Annotated in this window: 19 protein-coding genes and 1 tRNA gene; 12 read left to right on the top strand and 8 right to left on the bottom strand. The window is 73.3% G+C overall.

Annotated elements, in window-relative coordinates:
• Positions 1-137: 137 nt before the first annotated feature.
• From AC3AQ1_RS14015 to rdgB, 3 genes are all read left to right on the top strand, one after another.
• On the top strand, positions 138-2,789 hold the full coding sequence (locus AC3AQ1_RS14015; protein ID WP_234417530.1) for a phosphoenolpyruvate carboxylase: 2,652 nt from the start codon (positions 138-140) through the stop codon (positions 2,787-2,789).
• Between the two features lie 93 nt (positions 2,790-2,882).
• On the top strand, positions 2,883-3,689 hold the full coding sequence (gene rph / locus AC3AQ1_RS14020) for a ribonuclease PH (RefSeq protein ID WP_108719496.1): 807 nt from the start codon (positions 2,883-2,885) through the stop codon (positions 3,687-3,689).
• Entirely contained in the window at positions 3,686-4,354 is a 669-nt protein-coding gene (gene rdgB, locus AC3AQ1_RS14025) for an RdgB/HAM1 family non-canonical purine NTP pyrophosphatase (RefSeq protein ID WP_108719497.1), read from the top strand. Before rph ends, rdgB begins: the two co-directional genes overlap by 4 nt.
• Positions 4,355-4,457: 103 nt before the next feature.
• On the opposite strand, the gene AC3AQ1_RS14030 is transcribed toward rdgB, so the two are convergent.
• Entirely contained in the window at positions 4,458-5,261 is an 804-nt protein-coding gene (locus tag AC3AQ1_RS14030) for a transglutaminase-like domain-containing protein (RefSeq protein WP_108719498.1), read from the bottom strand.
• Positions 5,262-5,411: 150 nt separating this feature from the next.
• Here AC3AQ1_RS14030 and AC3AQ1_RS14035 point away from each other — a divergent pair, with 150 nt between their 5' ends.
• The 4 genes from AC3AQ1_RS14035 to AC3AQ1_RS14050 are packed head-to-tail and all read left to right on the top strand — an operon-like array spanning position 5,412 to position 10,423.
• Positions 5,412-6,704 (top strand): dicarboxylate/amino acid:cation symporter, encoded by a 1,293-nt coding sequence (locus AC3AQ1_RS14035; protein WP_108719499.1) that lies wholly within the window; start codon positions 5,412-5,414, stop codon positions 6,702-6,704.
• 60 nt (positions 6,705-6,764) lie between these two features.
• Positions 6,765-7,766 carry a phosphotransferase gene (locus AC3AQ1_RS14040; RefSeq protein ID WP_108719500.1) on the top strand — a complete coding sequence of 334 codons (1,002 nt, stop codon included), beginning with the start codon at positions 6,765-6,767 and terminating at the stop codon, positions 7,764-7,766.
• Between the two features lie 7 nt (positions 7,767-7,773).
• Positions 7,774-9,408 (top strand): ATP-binding cassette domain-containing protein, encoded by a 1,635-nt coding sequence (locus AC3AQ1_RS14045; RefSeq protein ID WP_108719501.1) that lies wholly within the window; start codon positions 7,774-7,776, stop codon positions 9,406-9,408.
• A 16-nt stretch (positions 9,409-9,424) separates the two neighbouring features.
• Positions 9,425-10,423 carry an NAD-dependent epimerase/dehydratase family protein gene (locus AC3AQ1_RS14050; RefSeq protein WP_108719502.1) on the top strand — a complete coding sequence of 333 codons (999 nt, stop codon included), beginning with the start codon at positions 9,425-9,427 and terminating at the stop codon, positions 10,421-10,423.
• A gap of 9 nt (positions 10,424-10,432) precedes the next feature.
• Here AC3AQ1_RS14050 and AC3AQ1_RS14055 read toward each other — a convergent pair whose 3' ends face one another.
• From AC3AQ1_RS14055 to AC3AQ1_RS14065, 3 genes are all read right to left on the bottom strand, one after another.
• Positions 10,433-11,158, bottom strand: coding sequence for a GOLPH3/VPS74 family protein (locus AC3AQ1_RS14055; RefSeq protein WP_108719503.1), 726 nt, complete (start codon positions 11,156-11,158; stop codon positions 10,433-10,435).
• A gap of 133 nt (positions 11,159-11,291) precedes the next feature.
• On the bottom strand, positions 11,292-11,765 hold the full coding sequence (locus tag AC3AQ1_RS14060; RefSeq protein ID WP_108719504.1) for a YbaK/EbsC family protein: 474 nt from the start codon (positions 11,763-11,765) through the stop codon (positions 11,292-11,294).
• Between the two features lie 7 nt (positions 11,766-11,772).
• The gene (locus tag AC3AQ1_RS14065) at positions 11,773-12,312 is read right to left on the bottom strand and encodes a DUF4916 domain-containing protein (protein WP_108719505.1); all 540 of its coding nucleotides are present in this window, start codon (positions 12,310-12,312) and stop codon (positions 11,773-11,775) included.
• 323 nt (positions 12,313-12,635) lie between these two features.
• On the opposite strand from AC3AQ1_RS14065, the gene AC3AQ1_RS14070 reads away from it, so the two are divergent.
• Entirely contained in the window at positions 12,636-12,884 is a 249-nt protein-coding gene (locus AC3AQ1_RS14070) for an FUSC family protein (protein WP_234417531.1), read from the top strand.
• Here the strand turns inward: AC3AQ1_RS14070 and AC3AQ1_RS14075 are convergent.
• Together AC3AQ1_RS14075 and AC3AQ1_RS14080 are read right to left on the bottom strand one after the other, a co-directional pair.
• Positions 12,838-13,476 carry a DUF6328 family protein gene (locus AC3AQ1_RS14075; protein ID WP_370445289.1) on the bottom strand — a complete coding sequence of 213 codons (639 nt, stop codon included), beginning with the start codon at positions 13,474-13,476 and terminating at the stop codon, positions 12,838-12,840. The genes AC3AQ1_RS14070 and AC3AQ1_RS14075 overlap by 47 nt on opposite strands.
• Before the next feature lie 6 nt (positions 13,477-13,482).
• Complete coding sequence (locus tag AC3AQ1_RS14080; protein ID WP_108719507.1) at positions 13,483-13,782, bottom strand: DUF7218 family protein; 300 nt, start codon at positions 13,780-13,782, stop codon at positions 13,483-13,485.
• A 146-nt stretch (positions 13,783-13,928) separates the two neighbouring features.
• On the opposite strand from AC3AQ1_RS14080, the gene AC3AQ1_RS14085 reads away from it, so the two are divergent.
• The 3 genes from AC3AQ1_RS14085 to AC3AQ1_RS14095 all read left to right on the top strand — a co-directional run bounded on the left by AC3AQ1_RS14085 (position 13,929) and on the right by AC3AQ1_RS14095 (position 14,788).
• Positions 13,929-14,489: a VIT1/CCC1 transporter family protein gene (locus AC3AQ1_RS14085; protein ID WP_159096565.1), complete on the top strand. Its 561-nt coding sequence runs from the start codon at positions 13,929-13,931 to the stop codon at positions 14,487-14,489.
• Positions 14,486-14,644, top strand: coding sequence for a hypothetical protein (locus tag AC3AQ1_RS14090; protein ID WP_159096566.1), 159 nt, complete (start codon positions 14,486-14,488; stop codon positions 14,642-14,644). Before AC3AQ1_RS14085 ends, AC3AQ1_RS14090 begins: the two co-directional genes overlap by 4 nt.
• A 68-nt stretch (positions 14,645-14,712) precedes the next feature.
• Positions 14,713-14,788, top strand: a tRNA-His gene (locus AC3AQ1_RS14095).
• Here the strand turns inward: AC3AQ1_RS14095 and AC3AQ1_RS14100 are convergent.
• The gene (locus AC3AQ1_RS14100; RefSeq protein ID WP_108719510.1) at positions 14,767-15,753 is read right to left on the bottom strand and encodes a hypothetical protein; all 987 of its coding nucleotides are present in this window, start codon (positions 15,751-15,753) and stop codon (positions 14,767-14,769) included. The genes AC3AQ1_RS14095 and AC3AQ1_RS14100 overlap by 22 nt on opposite strands.
• 119 nt (positions 15,754-15,872) lie before the next feature.
• On the opposite strand from AC3AQ1_RS14100, the gene AC3AQ1_RS14105 reads away from it, so the two are divergent.
• Complete coding sequence (locus AC3AQ1_RS14105; protein ID WP_159096567.1) at positions 15,873-16,043, top strand: hypothetical protein; 171 nt, start codon at positions 15,873-15,875, stop codon at positions 16,041-16,043.
• A 227-nt stretch (positions 16,044-16,270) separates the two neighbouring features.
• On the opposite strand, the gene AC3AQ1_RS14110 is transcribed toward AC3AQ1_RS14105, so the two are convergent.
• The gene (locus AC3AQ1_RS14110) at positions 16,271-16,519 is read right to left on the bottom strand and encodes a helix-turn-helix domain-containing protein (protein WP_159096568.1); all 249 of its coding nucleotides are present in this window, start codon (positions 16,517-16,519) and stop codon (positions 16,271-16,273) included.
• Between the last annotated feature and the right edge of the window lie 23 nt (positions 16,520-16,542).

Below are 16,542 nucleotides of genomic sequence, written 5' to 3' on the forward strand. Positions count from 1 at the left end.
GACCGCGGCCGACTGGTCGGCCGGGTTCACGACGCGGACGCGTGACCTGCGCGTCACACGCGAGGGATAACCTGCGCGGGGGCACGACCCTCCGCGGGCGGCCACCACCCGCCGCGGATGATGAGAAAGGTGACCGCATGGCCTCCGACGCCCGTACCAGCGTGGCTCCCCAGATGCCCGACGAGCTCCGCTCCGACGTCCGACTGCTCGGCGAGCTGCTCGGCACGGTCCTGACCGAGAGCGGCGGCGAGGAGCTGTTCGGGGCCGTCGAGGAGCTGCGCGCGCTCACCATCGCCGCGTACGCGGGCGACGAGGACGCGTTCGCGAAGGCCGAGGAGCTGGTCGAGTCCTTCACCCCGGAGCGCGCCGCCGAGGTGGCCCGCGCCTTCACCTGCTACTTCCACCTCGTCAACCTCGCGGAGGAGTACCACCGGGTGCGCACGCTGCGCGGCCGGGACTTCTCCAGCCCGGAAGGCATCCTGCCCGCCGTCGACACCCTGCCCGGCGCGATCTCGCAGCTGCGCGGCGAGGTGGGCGAGGAGGAGACGATGCGTCGCCTCGCGGCCCTGGAGTTCCGCCCGGTGCTGACGGCGCACCCGACGGAGGCTCGCCGTCGTGCCGTCTCGCAGGCGATCCGTCGGATCTCGGCGCTGCTGGCGGAGCAGGACGACCCGCGCACGAACGAGGCCGAGCATCGCGAGCTGCGCCGCCGGCTCCTCGAGGAGATCGACGTGCTGTGGCGGACGTCGCCGATCCGCAAGGAGAAGCCCACCCCGCTGGACGAGGTCCGTACGGCGATGAGCATCTTCGACGGCACGCTCTTCGAGCAGCTCCCGCTCATCTACCGCTCGCTCGACATGGCGCTGCAGCCCACGACGTCGGGCACCGTGCCGCCCAAGGCGCCCGCGTTCGTCAAGTTCGGCACCTGGATCGGCGGTGACCGGGACGGCAACCCCAACGTCACGGCGAAGATCACCCGCGAGGCGTCGATCATCGCGGCCGAGCACATCCTCCTGGGCCTGCGCCACCACACGAGTCGGATCGGTCGTGAGCTCACGGTCGACAGGACGTCGACGCCGCCCAGCAAGGCGCTGCTCGCGATCCAGCAGAAGCACCACGACCTGTCCGAGGACCTCGCCGCCACCATCGAGTCGCGCACGCAGGGGGAGCCGCACCGCCAGGTGCTGCTCATGATGGCCGAGCGCCTCGACGCGACGCGCACCCGGAACGCGGACCTCGCCTACCACGGTCCCGAGGAGTACCTCGCCGATCTGCGCACGGTGCAGGCCTCGCTCGCCGCGGCGGGTGACGCGCGCGCGGCCTACGGGGAGCTGCAGCACCTCATCTGGCAGGCGGAGTCGTTCGGCTTCCACCTCGCCGAGCTCGAGGTGCGCCAGCACTCCCAGGTGCACCGCGAGACGCTCGAGGAGATCGAGCGGCTGGGGATCGACGGCGACCTCTCCCCGCGCTCGAAGGAGGTGCTGGAGACCTACCGGATCGTCGGGCGGATCCAGCGCCGGTACGGCCCGCTCGCGGCGCGCCGCTACATCGTGTCCTTCACCCAGGCGCCCGAGGACCTCGCGAACGTCTACCGCCTTGCGGCCCTCGCGGCGGGCGACGGCAAGCCGCCCGTGATCGACGCCATCCCGCTGTTCGAGACCTTCGACGACCTCAACAACTCCGTGGACATCCTCGAGGCGATGCTCGAGCTGCCCGAGGTGCAGGAGCGGCTCGCGGCGACCGGCCGCAAGGTCGAGGTGATGCTCGGCTACTCCGACTCCTCCAAGGACGTCGGGCCGGTCTCGGCGACCCTCGCGCTCTACGACGCGCAGGCGCGGATCGCGCGGTGGGCGCAGAGGCACGACATCGAGCTCACGCTGTTCCACGGCCGCGGCGGTGCGCTCGGCCGCGGCGGCGGCCCGGCCAACCGCGCGGTGCTGGGCCAGCCCCCGCACTCCGTGGAGGGCCGGTTCAAGCTCACCGAGCAGGGCGAGGTCATCTTCGCGCGCTACGGCGACAAGGCGATCGCGTCCCGGCACATCGACCAGGTCGGCGCCGCCACGCTCATGCAGGGCTCGCCGTCGATCGAGCAGCGCAACGCGGGCGCCGCGGAGCGGTTCGCTGAGATCGCGGCAGTGATGGACCGCGTCTCGCGCGAGCGGTTCTACGAGCTCGTGAAGGCGGACGGCTTCCCGCAGTGGTTCGCACAGGTGACGCCGCTGGAGGAGGTCGGCCTCCTCGCCCTGGGTTCCCGCCCGGCCAAGCGTGGCCTCTCGGTCAACTCCCTTGACGACCTGCGCGCGATCCCGTGGGTGTTCTCGTGGACGCAGGCCCGGATCAACCTCACCGGCTGGTTCGGCCTCGGCACGGCGCTCGCGGCCGTGGGCGATGTCGAGGTGCTGCGCCAGGCCTACCGCGAGTGGCCGCTGCTGGCCGCGATGCTCGACAACGTCGAGATGTCGCTGTCCAAGGCGGACGAGCGGATCGCCCGCGCCTACCTCGCGCTCGGAGATCGCGACGACCTCGCCGGCCTCGTGATGGAGGAGATGGAGCTCACCCGCGAGTGGGTGCTCAAGGCGACCGGCCACGGCCGACCGCTCGAGGGCTCTCGCGTGCTCGGTCGAGCCGTGCAGCTGCGCTCGCCCTACGTCGACGCGCTCTCGCTGATCCAGCTGCGGGCGCTGCGCCGGCTGCGGCGCGGGGCGCCCGAGGAGGAGGTGGCCGAGCTGCGCCACCTGCTGCTGCTGTCGGTCAACGGCGTCGCGGCGGGGCTGCAGAACACGGGGTGATCCGCTTCGCGAGAGGATTCCTGCCGCCTGCGAGAGGATTCCTGCCGCCTGCGAGAGGATCCTCGTCCCCGTCGCGAGTGCGAGGATGGCCGCATGACCTCCCAGACTCCCGCGGCGATCACGCGCGCCGACGGCCGCGCCCCCGACGAGCTCCGCCCGATCCGGATCACCCGCGGGTGGCTGGACTCCGCCGAAGGCAGCGTCCTGGTCGAGTTCGGCGGCACGCGTGTGCTCTGCGCCGCGTCGTTCACGGCGGGCGTCCCGCGCTGGCGCAGGGGCTCCGGCGAGGGCTGGGTCACCGCCGAGTACGCGATGCTGCCGCGCGCCACGTCCACGCGCAGCGACCGCGAGTCGGTCAAGGGCCGCATCGGCGGCCGCACGCACGAGATCTCCCGCCTCATCGGCCGCAGCCTGCGCGCTGTGATCGACGTCGCGGCGCTCGGGGAGAACACGATCGTGCTCGACTGCGATGTGCTCCAGGCCGACGGCGGCACCCGCACCGCAGCGATCACGGGCGCCTACGTCGCGCTCGCCGACGCCGTCGCGTGGGGCCAGCGCGCGGGCCACGTCAAGGCCGGCACCGTGCTGCGCGACTCGGTCGCCGCCGTGAGCGTCGGCATCATCGACGGCGTCCCGATGCTCGACCTGCCCTACGTCGAGGACGTCCGCGCCGAGACCGACATGAACGTCGTCGTCACCGGCTCGGGCTCGTTCGTCGAGGTGCAGGGCACCGCCGAGGGCGCGCCGTTCGACCGCGCCGAGCTCGACGCGCTTCTCGACCTCGCCCTCGTCGGCACCTCGCGCCTCGCACGCCTCCAGCAGGACGCGCTTGCCGCCGAACCCGCAGGTTTCCCCGCCGCAGCGACCGCAGCGCCGGCAGAGACGGCGGCGGACGCGTGAGCGCGGCCCCGACGGCGAGCACGGCGACATCGCAGCCACGCCTCGTCCTCGCCACGCGCAACGCGCACAAGGTCGGCGAGCTGCGCGCCATCCTCGTGGGGTCGGCGGACGCCCCGGGCGCGCTGCCCACGCTCGCCCCGGACGCCGTCGTCGGCGCGGACGCCTTCCCGCACGTGCCCGACGTCGTCGAGGACGGCGTGACCTTCGCCGAGAACGCGCTGCTCAAGGCCCGCGCCCTCGCGGCGGCCACCGGCCTGCCCGCGGTCGCGGACGACTCGGGGCTCGCCGTCGACGTCCTCGGTGGAGCGCCCGGCATCTTCTCCGCGCGGTGGGCGGGCCGGCACGGCGACGATGCCGCCAACCTCGACCTGCTCATGGCCCAGCTCGCCGACGTCCGCGACGAGCACCGCGGCGCGGCGTTCGTGTGCGCGGCGGCGCTTGTCACGCCGTCAGGCACCGAGGTCGTTCGGGAGGGGCGGCTGGCCGGCACGCTGCTGCGCGCGGGGCGCGGCGAGGGTGGGTTCGGCTACGACCCGATCCTCGTGCCCGACGGCGAGGCTCGCTCGTGCGCCGAGCTCACCCCCGCGGAGAAGAACGCGATCAGCCACCGGGGCCAGGCGTTCCGCCTCCTCGCGCCCGACATCGCGGCCGCGCTGTCGGCCTGAGGGCGGCGAAGATCGCCTCGCGAAAGGACGAAGATCGCCTCGCGAAAGGACGAAGATCACCTCGCGAAAGGACGAAGATCGCCTCGCGAAAGGGAGGCGGAGGTCAGCCGAGCGTGACGAGCTGTGTGACGTCGTCGTTCGGGAGCACGTCGGCGACGGCGGACACCTCGATCGCCTGTAGCGCCGCCTGCCCGTGGTGCACCGAGAGGAACGCGGTGTCGGAGGCGTCGAGCCCGGTCGAGATCCGCAGCAAGGTCTCGCGCGGTGCGAGCGTCGTGGCGTCCACGACGTGCCACTGCCCCTTGAGGTAGGCCTCGGCGACGGCGTGGAAGTCCATCGGGTCCAGCCCTGGGGCGTAGACCGCGACGAGCCGGGCCGGCACGTCCAGGCTGCGCAGCAGCGCGACGACGAGGTGCGCGTAGTCGCGGCACACACCCTGCCGCGCGAGCAACGTCCGGGTCGCGCCGTCGGTCGGCAGCGAGGAGCCGGGGACGTAGGACAGCCGCGTACCGACCCACGAGCTGACCGAGGCGAGCAGGTCCGAGGCGGGCAGGCCGGCGAACTCCGCCTTCGCCGTCGGGGCCAGCGCGTCCGACTCGCAGTACCGGCTCGGCCGCAGGTAGCGCAGGAGGTCCCACTCGGTGACCTCGATCGGGTCGATGCGCCCCTGCACCGTCACGGAGTAGTCCAGGGTGAGCGGTCCGATCTCGGCGTTGACGACGTGCACCCGCGTGCCGTGCTGCGTGAGCAGCTCCTGCGGGGTGACGGACTGCCCGTTCGCGGTGATCGCCCACGTCTCGGTCGCTGCGCCCGCGTCGAGGTAGGGCTGCGCGACGCCGATCTCGAGGGCGAGGGTCGCGGGGGAGGTGACGTCGAGCTCGAGGTGGGCCGTGGCCGTGCGCTGCATGGGGACACCCTCGCACGGGCGGTGTTTCGCCCGGGTGTCGCGTCCACCACACCTCGGCGCCGGCGCGAGCGCGGAACGTCACGGCACCGAAACGGACGGGTCACGCCCCGGTGACTGCCGCGCAACGGCGCCCGCCTAGCGTCTCGGCTCATGAAGGCTCTCAAGAACCCCGGCGTCCAGATCGGGATCGGCGCGGTCCTCGGCATCCTGTTCGGCCTCGTGGTCGGGGACTGGGCAGGCAACATCAAGTTCGTCGGCGACCTGTTCATCCGCCTCATCCAGATGTCCATCGTGCCGCTCGTGATGTCGTCGGTGATCGTCGCGACGGCGTCGATGTCGGGCGCCGGCACGGGCAAGATCGCCGCGCGGACGTTCTCCTGGATGATCGGGTTCTCCGTGGTGGCCGCCGTGCTCGCGTGGGGCCTCGCGACGCTCCTGCAGCCGGGCACGGGGATGGTCTTCAGCGGCGAGCTCGACCCGTCGCTGCAGGAGTCCGCCGGTCAGGCCGGCGGGTGGCAGGAGACGATCCTCGGGTTCGTCTCGACCAACGTCGTGGGCGCCATGGCGTCGGCGGCAATGGTCCCGATCATCGTCTTCTCGCTGCTGTTCGGCGTCGCGCTGCGCGTCCACCGCAGCCAGTCCGGCAGCGCCGTGGTGCTGGACTTCCTCGAGCAGATCCAGAGCGTCGTCCTCATCATGATCCGGATGATCATGCGAGTCGCGCCGATCGGCGTGTTCGCGCTGCTGGCCGCGCTCGCCGGCGACGTCGGGTTCGCCGTCGTGACCACGGCGCTCGGCTACCTCGGCACGACGCTGCTCGGCGTGGTCATCCTGTTCGCCGCGTTCCTCGCCGTCGTGGTGGCGCGCACCCGGGTGAGCCCGGTGCGCCTGCTCACGGCGCTGATCGACCAGACCGTCGTGGCGGTCACGACGACGAGCTCCGCGGTCACCTTCCCCACGGTGCTCAAGACCGCGGTGGAGAAGGTCGGCATCAGCCAGCGGGTTGCGAGCTTCACGCTCTCGCTGGGCCTCACGATGGGCTCCTACGGCGCGGTGCTCAACTACACGATCGTCATCCTGTTCCTCGCCCAGGCCGGTGGCGTCGAGCTCAGCCCGGGCCAGGTCGTGCTCGGCATGGGCCTGGCGATTCTGCTGAACATGGGCACCATCACGGTGCCGGGCGGCTTCCCGGTGGTCGCGATGTTCCTCGCCACGACGCTCGGGCTGCCCTTCGAGGCGGTCGGCCTGCTCATCGCCGTCGACTGGTTCACCGGCATCTTCCGGACCTTCCTCAACGTCAACGGCGACACCTTCGTCGCGATGCTCGTGGCCGACGCCGAGGGTGAGCTCGACCGCGACGTGTTCGAGGGCCGCGCGCAGGTCGTGGCGCAGGAGCTCGAGGTCGACGAGGAGCGGCTGGTCGCTGCCGACCGCCTCGACTGAGTCGTCCCTCCGCCCCGAAACGGAGTTGTCCGCGGCGTCGCTCTCGGGGAGGGTGGGTCGGTGCCCGACGCCCGACCCTTCTCCGCCGTCGTCCGCAGCCCGGAGTGGCTCGCGGACGCCGGCGCCTGGGCGACCGCCGCGTTGAGCGGCCTCGGCGACGCACGGCACGAGCCCGTCGGACCGGCCCGTCTGCGCCGCGTGCGGCCGTGGTCCGCGCAGGTCGTGCTCCCCACGCGCGGCGGTGACGTGTGGCTCAAGGCGTGCGCGGACTACGCCCGCTTCGAGCCGGGGCTGCAGGTCGTGCTCGCGCGCCTCGCTCCCGACCACGTCCAGGAACCGCTCGGCGTCGACGCGGCCCGCGGCTGGCTGCTCACCGCCGACCACGGGCCGTCGGTCGGGGAGGGCGACGGCGAGCAGGGTCACCTCGTGCGCGAGGACTGGGTCGAGGTCGTCCGCCTCATCGCGCAGCTGCACGTCGCGTGCGCCGACGCGCGTGAGGAGCTGCTCGCGACCGGCGTGCCGGACCGCTCCCCGGCGACGGTGCCCGCCCGTCTCGACGCCCTCGTCGCGCTCCTGTCGGCCCGGCCGGACGAGGAGCCGGGACACCTCAGCGCATCGCGCGCCGAGGAGCTGCTGGGGCTTCGCCCCGCCGTCGCGCAGGCGTGCGAGGTGGCGGAGTCGATCGGCCTGCCGCTCACCTGGGTGCACGGGGACCTGCACCGGTGGAACGTCTACGCCGAGGCGGGGAGCCTCAGGGTCTTCGACCTCGGCGACTCGCAGTGGTCGAACCCGCTGACCGAGCTCGAGATGCCCCGGCACATCGTCGGCGACGACCCGCTCGTCCGGATCACGCTGCTCGACGAGGTCCTCGCGCCGTGGGGCCGCACGTGGCGCGACGTCACGCCCGAGGTCGCGACCGCCGTCGCCGTCCTGCACCAGGTCAATCGCGCCGAGGTCTGGCTCGGCGCGACCGCCCAGGCCGACGAGGACGAACGGCGCCAGTGGGGCGCCTCGCCCGAGGAGGAGCTCGCCGCGCTCGTCCCGCTCCTGCTGCGGGCGTGAGGCGCCGATGACCACGCTGCTGCGCGCCCGCGACGTCGCGTTCGCCTACCCCTCCGCGCCCGGCACGCCCGTGCTCGCACGCCTGGGCCTCACGCTGCGCGTCGGCGACCGGCTCGGCGTCGTGGGCGAGAACGGCTCGGGCAAGTCGACGCTGCTCGGCGTGCTCGCCGGCGACCTCGCGCCCACGGCGGGGGACGTCGAGCGCGCGGGCTCGCTCGCCGTCGTGCCGCAGGAGATGGCCGACGGCGCAGCCACCGTCGGCGACCTCGTCGCCCGGAGCCTCGGCACGGCTCGGGCGGCCGCCGCGCGGCTGGAGGAAGCGCTCGCGTCGGGCGACGGGGGCCGGCGCGGCGGTGCGGAGCGGGCGCGCGACGTCGCGCTCGCCGTCGAGCAGTACGAGGCCAGCGCCGCCTGGGACGCCGACCGCCTCCTCGACGAGGCGCTCACCCGGTTCGGCGCACCGCGCGACCCGGCGCGGCCGCTCGCGGCGATGAGCGCGGGCGAGCGCTACCGCGTGCGCCTCGCGTGCCGGCTGGCCGAAGGCGCCGACGCCCTGCTGCTCGACGAACCCACCAACCACCTCGACCCCACGGCGCTCGCCCACCTCACTCAGCGCATCCGCACGTGGCCCGGCGGGGTCATCGTGGTGACCCACGACCGGCAGCTGCTCGACGACGTCGCGACCGCGGTCCTCGATCTCGACCCCACCGTCGACGGCGTGCCCGCCCGCTACGGCGCCCGGCGCGGCGTCGGGTTCGGCTACGCGGACTACCGGCGCGCCAAGCGGGCGGCCCTCGCGCGGTGGCGCACGCGGTACCGCGCCGAGCAGGAGCGGCTCGCGGAGCTGTTCGATCGCCGGGACTACGCCTACGAGCACCTCTCGGACGAGTGGCGGCCGCCCAAGGGGTCGAAGAAGAACCGCCGCGGGACCCGCGCGCGCCAGCACGTCAAGGCCGCCGACCGCGCGCACGCGCGGCTCGAGCGCACGGCTGTTGACGTGCCGCCCCCGCCGCCCGAGATCGCCCTGCCCGCGCTCGACGGCGAGCCCGCCGCGCGCACGTCCATCGCCTCGGGGGGTCGGGTGCTGGCGCTCACGGGCGCCGTGGTCCCGGGCCGCCTCGACCGCCCCGACCTCGCCGTCGAGCTCGGTCCGGGCGGGCGGCTGCTCGTCGTGGGCCCGAACGGCGCGGGCAAGTCGACGCTGCTCGCGCTGCTGGCCGCGGCCGTGGCGCCGGACGTGCGGGTCGGCCACCTCGCGCAGGAGGCCGCGTTCGACGCCGCGACTGCCGGCGGCGCACAGGACGTCGCGACGGCGCGCATCCTCGCCGCGCTCGAGGACGGGTCGCTCGACCCCGACTCCGTGGTCCCGCTCGCCACGACGGGCCTCGTCGCTCCCGAGGACCTCGACCGGCCGGTGGCCGAGCTGTCGGTGGGCCGTCGTCGTCGGCTCGACCTCGCGCTCACGCTGATGACCACGCCGCACGTCCTCGTGCTCGACGAGCCGACGAACCACCTCGCCGTCGACCTCATGGACGCGCTGACGGCATGGCTGCGCGAGGTGGGCGCCGCCGTCGTGGTCGCGACTCACGACCGCCGGATGCGCGCGGACCTCGCGGACTGGCCCACGCTCGACCTCGGGTGACGCGTAGGGTCGAGGGGTGACGCAGCGACGCATCCTCTACATCGGCGGTACCGGGGTCATCAGCACGTCGTGCGTGGCGCGATCCCTCGCGCTCGGCGACGACGTGACGGTCCTCAACCGGGGCAACGGCTCCCGACCGCTGCCCGACGGCGCCCGCTCGCTCGTGGCCGACGTGCGCGACCCGGGCTCCGTGCGCGCCGCGCTCGGTGACGCCGAGTTCGACGCCGTGGCGGAGTTCGTCGCGTTCACGCCCGAGCACGTGGCCACGGACGTGGAGCTGTTCGAGGGTCGCACCGGGCAGTACGTCTTCATCAGCTCCGCGTCGGCGTACCAGAAGCCGCCGTCGCGCCTGCCGATCCGCGAGTCGACGCCGCTGCGCAACCCGTTCTGGGAGTACTCGCGGAACAAGATCGCGTGCGAGGACCTGCTCGTGGCCGCCTACCGCGGGCGCGGCTTCCCAGCGACGATCGTGCGCCCCTCGCACACCTACGACGACACCCTGCTGCCCACGATGGGGCACTGGACCGACATCGCGCGGATGCGCGCGGGCAAGCCGGTCGTGGTGCACGGCGACGGCACGAGCCTGTGGACCCTCACGCACGCCGAGGACTTCGCCGTCGGCTTCGCGGGGCTGCTCGCGAACCCGCGCACGGTCGGCGAGGCGTTCACGCTCACCGGCACGCACGCGCCGACGTGGAACCAGGTCTACACGTGGCTCGCCGACGCGGCCGGGGTGTCCGACGTCGAGCTCGTGCCCGTCGCGTCGGACTCGATCGCGGCGTTCCGCCCGGACCTCGGCCCCGGCCTCGTGGGCGACAAGGCGCACTCCGCCGTCTTCGACTGCACGGCCGTGCGCGAGCTCGTGCCCGACTTCCGCACGACGATCACGTTCGACGAGGGCGCCCGGCGCATCCTCGCCCACTACGACGCGCACCCCGAGCTGCAGGTGCTCGACGGCGAGCTCGACGCCGCGTTCGACGCGATGGTCGCCTGGGCTCGCTCCGCCGGACGCTGACCGCGCTCCTCAGGACCCGCTCGTCACCACGATCGTCGGCACCACGGCGGCGGCGATGATCACGGTGGTGATCTCCTCGAGCGTCTTGGCGACGGCGCGTCCGGCCCACTGCGTCTCGCGCAGCTGCTTCGCGCGCCCCTTGAGGGCCCTCTTGTCGAGGTCGGGGAAGAGTCGCGGCGCGGCGTCGATCGCCCCGACGACCGCCGCCAGCGCGGCAGTGCGCGGCGTGGCGGGGTCGCTGCCCTGGTAGACCGCACGGAGCTCACCCAGCAGCGCCCGCCGGGTGCGCGGGTCGCGCGCGGGGTGCACGGTGCGCGGGAAGAGCCCGAGCACGCGCTGCGAGGACTCCTGCACGAGTCCCTCGGCGACCAGCCACGCGGTGAGGTGGCCGCGCAGCTTCCCCGTGGTGTCGGAGAACGTGTAGACACCGATCGACGTGATGGCGTCCTTGGGCTTCTTGCCGGCCGCGTCCTCGGCGATCCGCGCGAGCAGAGCGTCCTCGGGCGGGGGAGCGCTGGTGCGGTAGAACCGGCCGGGCCCCACGGGGTACGGCTGCGCGGGCGCGTCCTGGATCTCGCCCTTCTCGGGCGTGAGGCCGAGCGTGCCGTCGAGCACGAACCCGACGAGCGTCGCGCCCAGCAGCGCGGGTCCGAGGCTCGAGGAGTCGACGAGCGTGGTGCCCTTGTCCTCGTCGAGCGTGAGCAGGAGGAGGTCGGCGGCGAGCGGGCGGTCCATCAGCGGTCCCTTCCGTAGCGGTGGGACCAGTGAACGCCGCGCCGCGGCGGGAGGGCTCCGTCGTCGGGACGATCTGCGCCGAGGGTTGCCTCCACCGCGCGGCGGAGTCACCTACGACGGCGAGCGCGCGCCGTCAGGCCGGCGGAGCCACGCGGGCGACGTCGACCCACGTGCCGCCCGTCAGGTCGGCCAGGCGCGACGGCGTGAGGCGGACCGCGGTGTTCGTCCCGCCCGCGGCCGGCAGGACCTCCTCCCACGCGAGCAGGGAGCGGTCCAGGTAGACCGGCAGCGGTTCGGTGAGGCCGAACGGGCAGACGCCGCCGACGGGGTGTCCCGTGCGCGCGAGGGCCTCGTCCGCCGAGAGCATGCGCGCCTTGCAGCCGAACGTGGCCTTGTACGCCTGGTTGTCGATCCGGGCGTCGCCCGCCATGACGAGCAGCACCGGGACGTCGCCGTGCCACAGCGAGAGGGTCTTCGCGATCTGACCGGGCGCGACGCCGTGCGCCGCTGCCGCGAGCGGGACCGTCGCCGTCGAGTCCTGCGTCACGAGCACGGTGAGCTCGGGGGCGTGCTCGGCGAGGAACGCGGCCGCGCTCACGGCCGTCATGCCGTGGTCACGGCAGGGCGCCCAGGTGCGCGATGGCGCCCGTCACGAGCGCGCCGTGCCCCGAGACGCACTCGGCCTGGACGGCCTCCTCGAGCGCCTCGCGGGGGGTGAGCCACGCGAGCTGCAGCGCGTCGGCCTGGGCCGCGACGTCGCCGTCGACCGGCACGACGTACGCGAGCGACACCGCGTGCTGGCGAGGGTCCTGGAAGGCGCCGGGGACCGCCGTCGGGAAGTACTCGTTGACCGCGAACGGCTGGAGGGAGGCGGGGATGCGCGGCAGCGCCATCGGTCCGAGGTCCTTCTCGATGTGCCGCGCGATCGCGCTGCGGAGCGGCTCGTGCAGCAGCACGCGACCCGAGATCACCGTCCGCCACAGGCCGCCCTCGCGCGGGCTGCGCAGGATCAGGCCGACGCGCGAGAGGCTGCCGTCGGAGTCCAGGCGCACCGGCACCACGTCGACGTACACCATCGGCACCTTGCGCCGGACGAAGTCGAGGTTCTCCGGGGAGAGCCAGGGGCCCAGGTCGTCCGCGCGCACGTCACTCACGCGTCCATCAGTACCACACGGGCCACCGGACGCAGCCCGAGTCCGCCTCGACCCGGCGGCCGCCGTCCGAGTGGCGCGCGACACCTGCGGGCGGGACTCACCCGAGCGAGACGCGAGAATGGCGGACGTGGGCGAGCAGACACCGCGACCGGCGGACGGGGTCAGCCGGCCCGACACACCGGCCGCCGACGCGGCCGCGGCCGCCAACGCGGTCGCCCGAAACCCTCACCTCGCCCGCGTGAGCCGCGTCTCGCGCACCGTCGCCGCGGACCTCGCCCAGGTGAAGCCCGCCCCCGGCGCTCGCGCTGCAGCCGTCGGTGGCCGTGACCCTCGCGCTGGTCGTCGTGCTGCAGATGCTCACCGAGCTGCTGGTCGCGCGGCACTACGGCGCGGCGCTCGTCTTCATCACGCCGCTCGCGCTGCTCGTGGTGCAGGTCTCGGCGCCCGAGCCGGTGGCTCAGCTCCTCCTCGCGCGCGGGGTCGAGACGGTCATCGGGATCACGGTCGGCGTGGTGATCGCGGTGCTCACGCGGCGTCCGCCGCACGACGCTCCCGACCCCGACGACCCGTGAGCCGGTGCGGGAGCACGAACCACAGCAGTGCGAGCCCGGTCGCCGCGAGGACGCCGACGATCACGCCGGCGGTGCGCGACAGCACGACGTCGAACGCGAGCATCGCCGTTCCCGTCACCACGAGCCCGAGCATCACGAGCGCGGTGCGCGCCAGGCGGCTGCTCGTGCGCACGAGCGGCGCCTTGAGGCCCTTCTGGAACAGCGCGCGGTGCACGCTCACGGGCGCGATGAGCACACCCGTCGTCCCGACGGCGAGCACCACCAGCACGAGGTAGAGCGTGCGCTGGTAGTGGTCGAGGTCGGCGAACGCGGCCTGGAACGGCAGCGTGAGCAGGAAGCCGGACAGCACCTGCACGCCGGTCTGCATGACGCGCAGCTCCTGCAGGAGCTCGTTCCAGTTGCGGTCCGAGCGCTGCTCGATCGTCTCGCTGCGCCCGTCGCCGGGCCGGTCGTCGACGCCGTCGGGCGGCACGTGGGCGGGGTGCGGCGCACCCGGGTGGGTCGAGCGCACGACGGCGGGCTCGCCGTCGTGCGCCGCCTCACCCCCGGTGGGGCGTGCGTCGGGCGGACCGGGGCGACCGTGAGTGCCCACGCGCCGTCAGTGGTTGCGCAGCGCGTCGACGAGCTCGGCCTTGCGCATCGACGAGCGGCCCGAGATGCCGAGCTCGCCCGCGCGCTTGCGCAGCTCCGCGACGGTCCAGTCCTCGTAGGAGCCCGCCTCGCCGCCCTTGCGCCCGACGGCGGAGCGACCCTGCGCCGCGGCGGCGTTGGAGATCCGGGCCGCCTTCTCCTTGCTCGCGCCGTCCTTGCGCAGCTCGGTGTAGAGCTCCGGGTCCTTGACGCTCGGGCCCGGGCCCTCATCGTCCTCGTCGCTGCCCGGCTGACGTCCTCGAGCCATGACTCGTCCTCCCTCGGATCGGGTGCTCCCCACCCTGCCCCTGCACGCCGTCCGCGGCAAGGCGGGAAGGGACGGCGCCGGGAAGGCGAACGGAAGGCGCGGGAGTTCGGCGGGTCGTCAACCGATCGTTGTCCTACCCTGGCCACGTGCTGCGATGGTTGCTGGCGCCCCGGGGGAGCGCTGAGACGGGGGAGTGGGACACCGAGGGGGACGCGCTGCGACGCGAGCTCACCTCGCACGCCAACGACGGCGTGATCTCGTCCGCTGCCATCCTTCAGGGACTGCTGTCGGCCGGCGCCACGGGCCGCGAAGCCGTCATCGGCGTGGCCGCGCTCATGACCGTTGGCGTGCTGACCTCGGCGGGGACCGCTTTCGGCGAGACCTCGGCGGAGCGCCGCAGCCAGCTCGCGATCGTCGCGGACGAGCAGCGCCGGCTGGCCCTCGCCCCGGAGGAGGAGCTCGAGGAGCTGGTCGAGCACTACCGCGCGAAGGGGCTCTCGGAGGAGCTCAGCCGGGCGGTCGCCCAGGAGCTGCACGCCAAGGACGCGCTCGCGGCGCAGCTGGACTCCGAGTTCGACCTCGACGCGCCCGCGACGGCGTGGTGGCCGGTGCGGATGGCCGCGTACGCCGGGGTCGCCCCCTCGTGGGCAGTCTGCTCCCGCTGCTCCTGGGCCTCCTGCTGCCGACCGGCTGGGTCGGCGAGGTGACGGTGCCCGTGGTGGGGCTCAGCCTCGTCGTCTCGGGCTGGGTCGGGTCGCGCAGCGAGCACGGCCGGGCGTGGGTGGCGATCCTGCGGACCGTGGTGATCGGGGTGGTGGTGCTCGGGATCTCCACGGTTGCCGGGTCGCTCGTCACGTTCTGACCGGAGCGGCCGATGTGCGGGAGTCCCGCGCGGCTCGGGTACACTGGTCCGGCGCCGCAGGCGCGATGGTGGGTATAGCTCAGCTGGTAGAGCACCTGGTTGTGGTCCAGGGGGTCGCGGGTTCAAGTCCCGTTACTCACCCCATCGCGGTAGGGTCCTGACCAGGGACGATGCACAGGTGTACGAACCAGGACAAACCTGGGACACACCAGTGAGACACAGTCCCGGTCAGGACACCCGCCACAGAAGGGCACCATGGCAGTCAAACCGGCACCGATCAGCCGCGCAGACGGGGTCCGATGGCGCGTCAGATTCCGACTCCCCGGCGAAGCGAACGCCACCAGCGAGACCTTCACCACGCAGGACGCGGCGCAGCGCTTCATCGACCTCGCCGTCCGCAACGGCAGCGAGAGGGTGTCGACCTTCTTGGTGAGGTCGTGGGAGAGGGCCCAGAAGGCGTCGGTGAGCGGGCGGCGTCGCGGCGTCTTGGGCTCGGGGCGCTGGTACGTCTTGCCGTCGAGGCCGGTGATCGGGCTGGTCTCGGGGATGGGCTGGTTCGAGTAGGTGACGCCCTCGCTGTCCGGGTCCATGACCTCGGCGATCTCGTCCTCGGTCCAGTCGGGCACGTCGAGCGAGCCGTCGATGCCGGGTCCCGCGATGAAGCGGGAGGGGCCGTCGTCCAGGATCTCCCCGGTTGTGAGGTCCACCCGGTGCTGATCGGCGACGACGACACCCTCCGCGGTCGCGATGGTCGGGGCAGGGACGAGGTGTTCAGAACTGAACACCTGGTCCGCGTGGACGGTGCCGACGCTTGCCCCCACGATCGGGGCGATAGCCCGCGTGCTCATCCCCTCGCCAGCGAGCCAGCCGACGATCTCGCGACGCTGGTCGCGGGGGAGTCGCAGGGGCTCGTCGCCGAACAGGTCCGCGAGGTAGGCGGTCCAGGACGCATAGCCGAGCGCGAGGTGCGCGAGGCCCGCCTGCGCCTCACCGACGAGTCGCTGCAACTTCTCGACGCCGTCGCGCACCGACATCGCGGTCAGGCGGATGCGCTCGGTCAGGCGGCGGGCGTCGGCCTCGGGCATGACGTGGGGGGTCTCGACGGTCATGCCGACGCACCCCCGTCGCGACCGGGGCTCGACAGGTCGCCCCGGTCGCGGGGCTCTCCTACGGTGTGATCGTGCGTCAGGGATTCCGGCCCCGACGCCGAACCGACAGGAGAAGAACCATGAGCGCGAACGTCACGGACATCATCAACTACGCCGCATGGGCAGAGACCAAGGCCATCGGCATCCGCGACAGAGTCGGGTCCGGGGAGCTTCACGACCTTGCGCACGCCGTGGTGTGGCTCGCGGACGCCGTGAAGCAGCTCGGCGAGATCGAGCGAGCCCGCGGCTAGGTCCACCAGGGGCTCCGGCACGATCCGGACGCCGAGCGTCCGCTCGACTCGCTCCCAGTCGATGTCGTCCGGGAGTGGGTTGGGTGACGCGACTATGGGCGTCACGCTCGGATCGCCCGCTCCCCGTCGCGGACCGCCCGAGCGAATGACGTCGAGCAGGTAGGACAGCCGCTCCGCCAGGGAGGCGGCCTCCGCTGCCGCGTGCTCGAAGGAGGCCGGAGCCATGGTCAGGCCACCGCCTTGCGTGCAGTCTCTCGCGAGACGATAGAGGCAACGGGGTCGAAGAGGAGGCCCGGGGGCGCCTGGAGCGCACCTTCGATTGCGCGTGCCGTCTCCGCCGAGCACGTGCTCCGCGCGCCGGACCGAAGGTGGCCGACGGTCGCGTGCCCGAGTCCGGCGGCTTTCGCGAGCTCCCGGACATTCACGTCCTGGTAGGCCATGAACTGGCGGAGCATCTGCGGGCTCTTGAGCCGCATGTCCAACCTCCATGTTGTGGCGA

This window comes from Miniimonas sp. S16 (genome assembly GCF_057748195.1).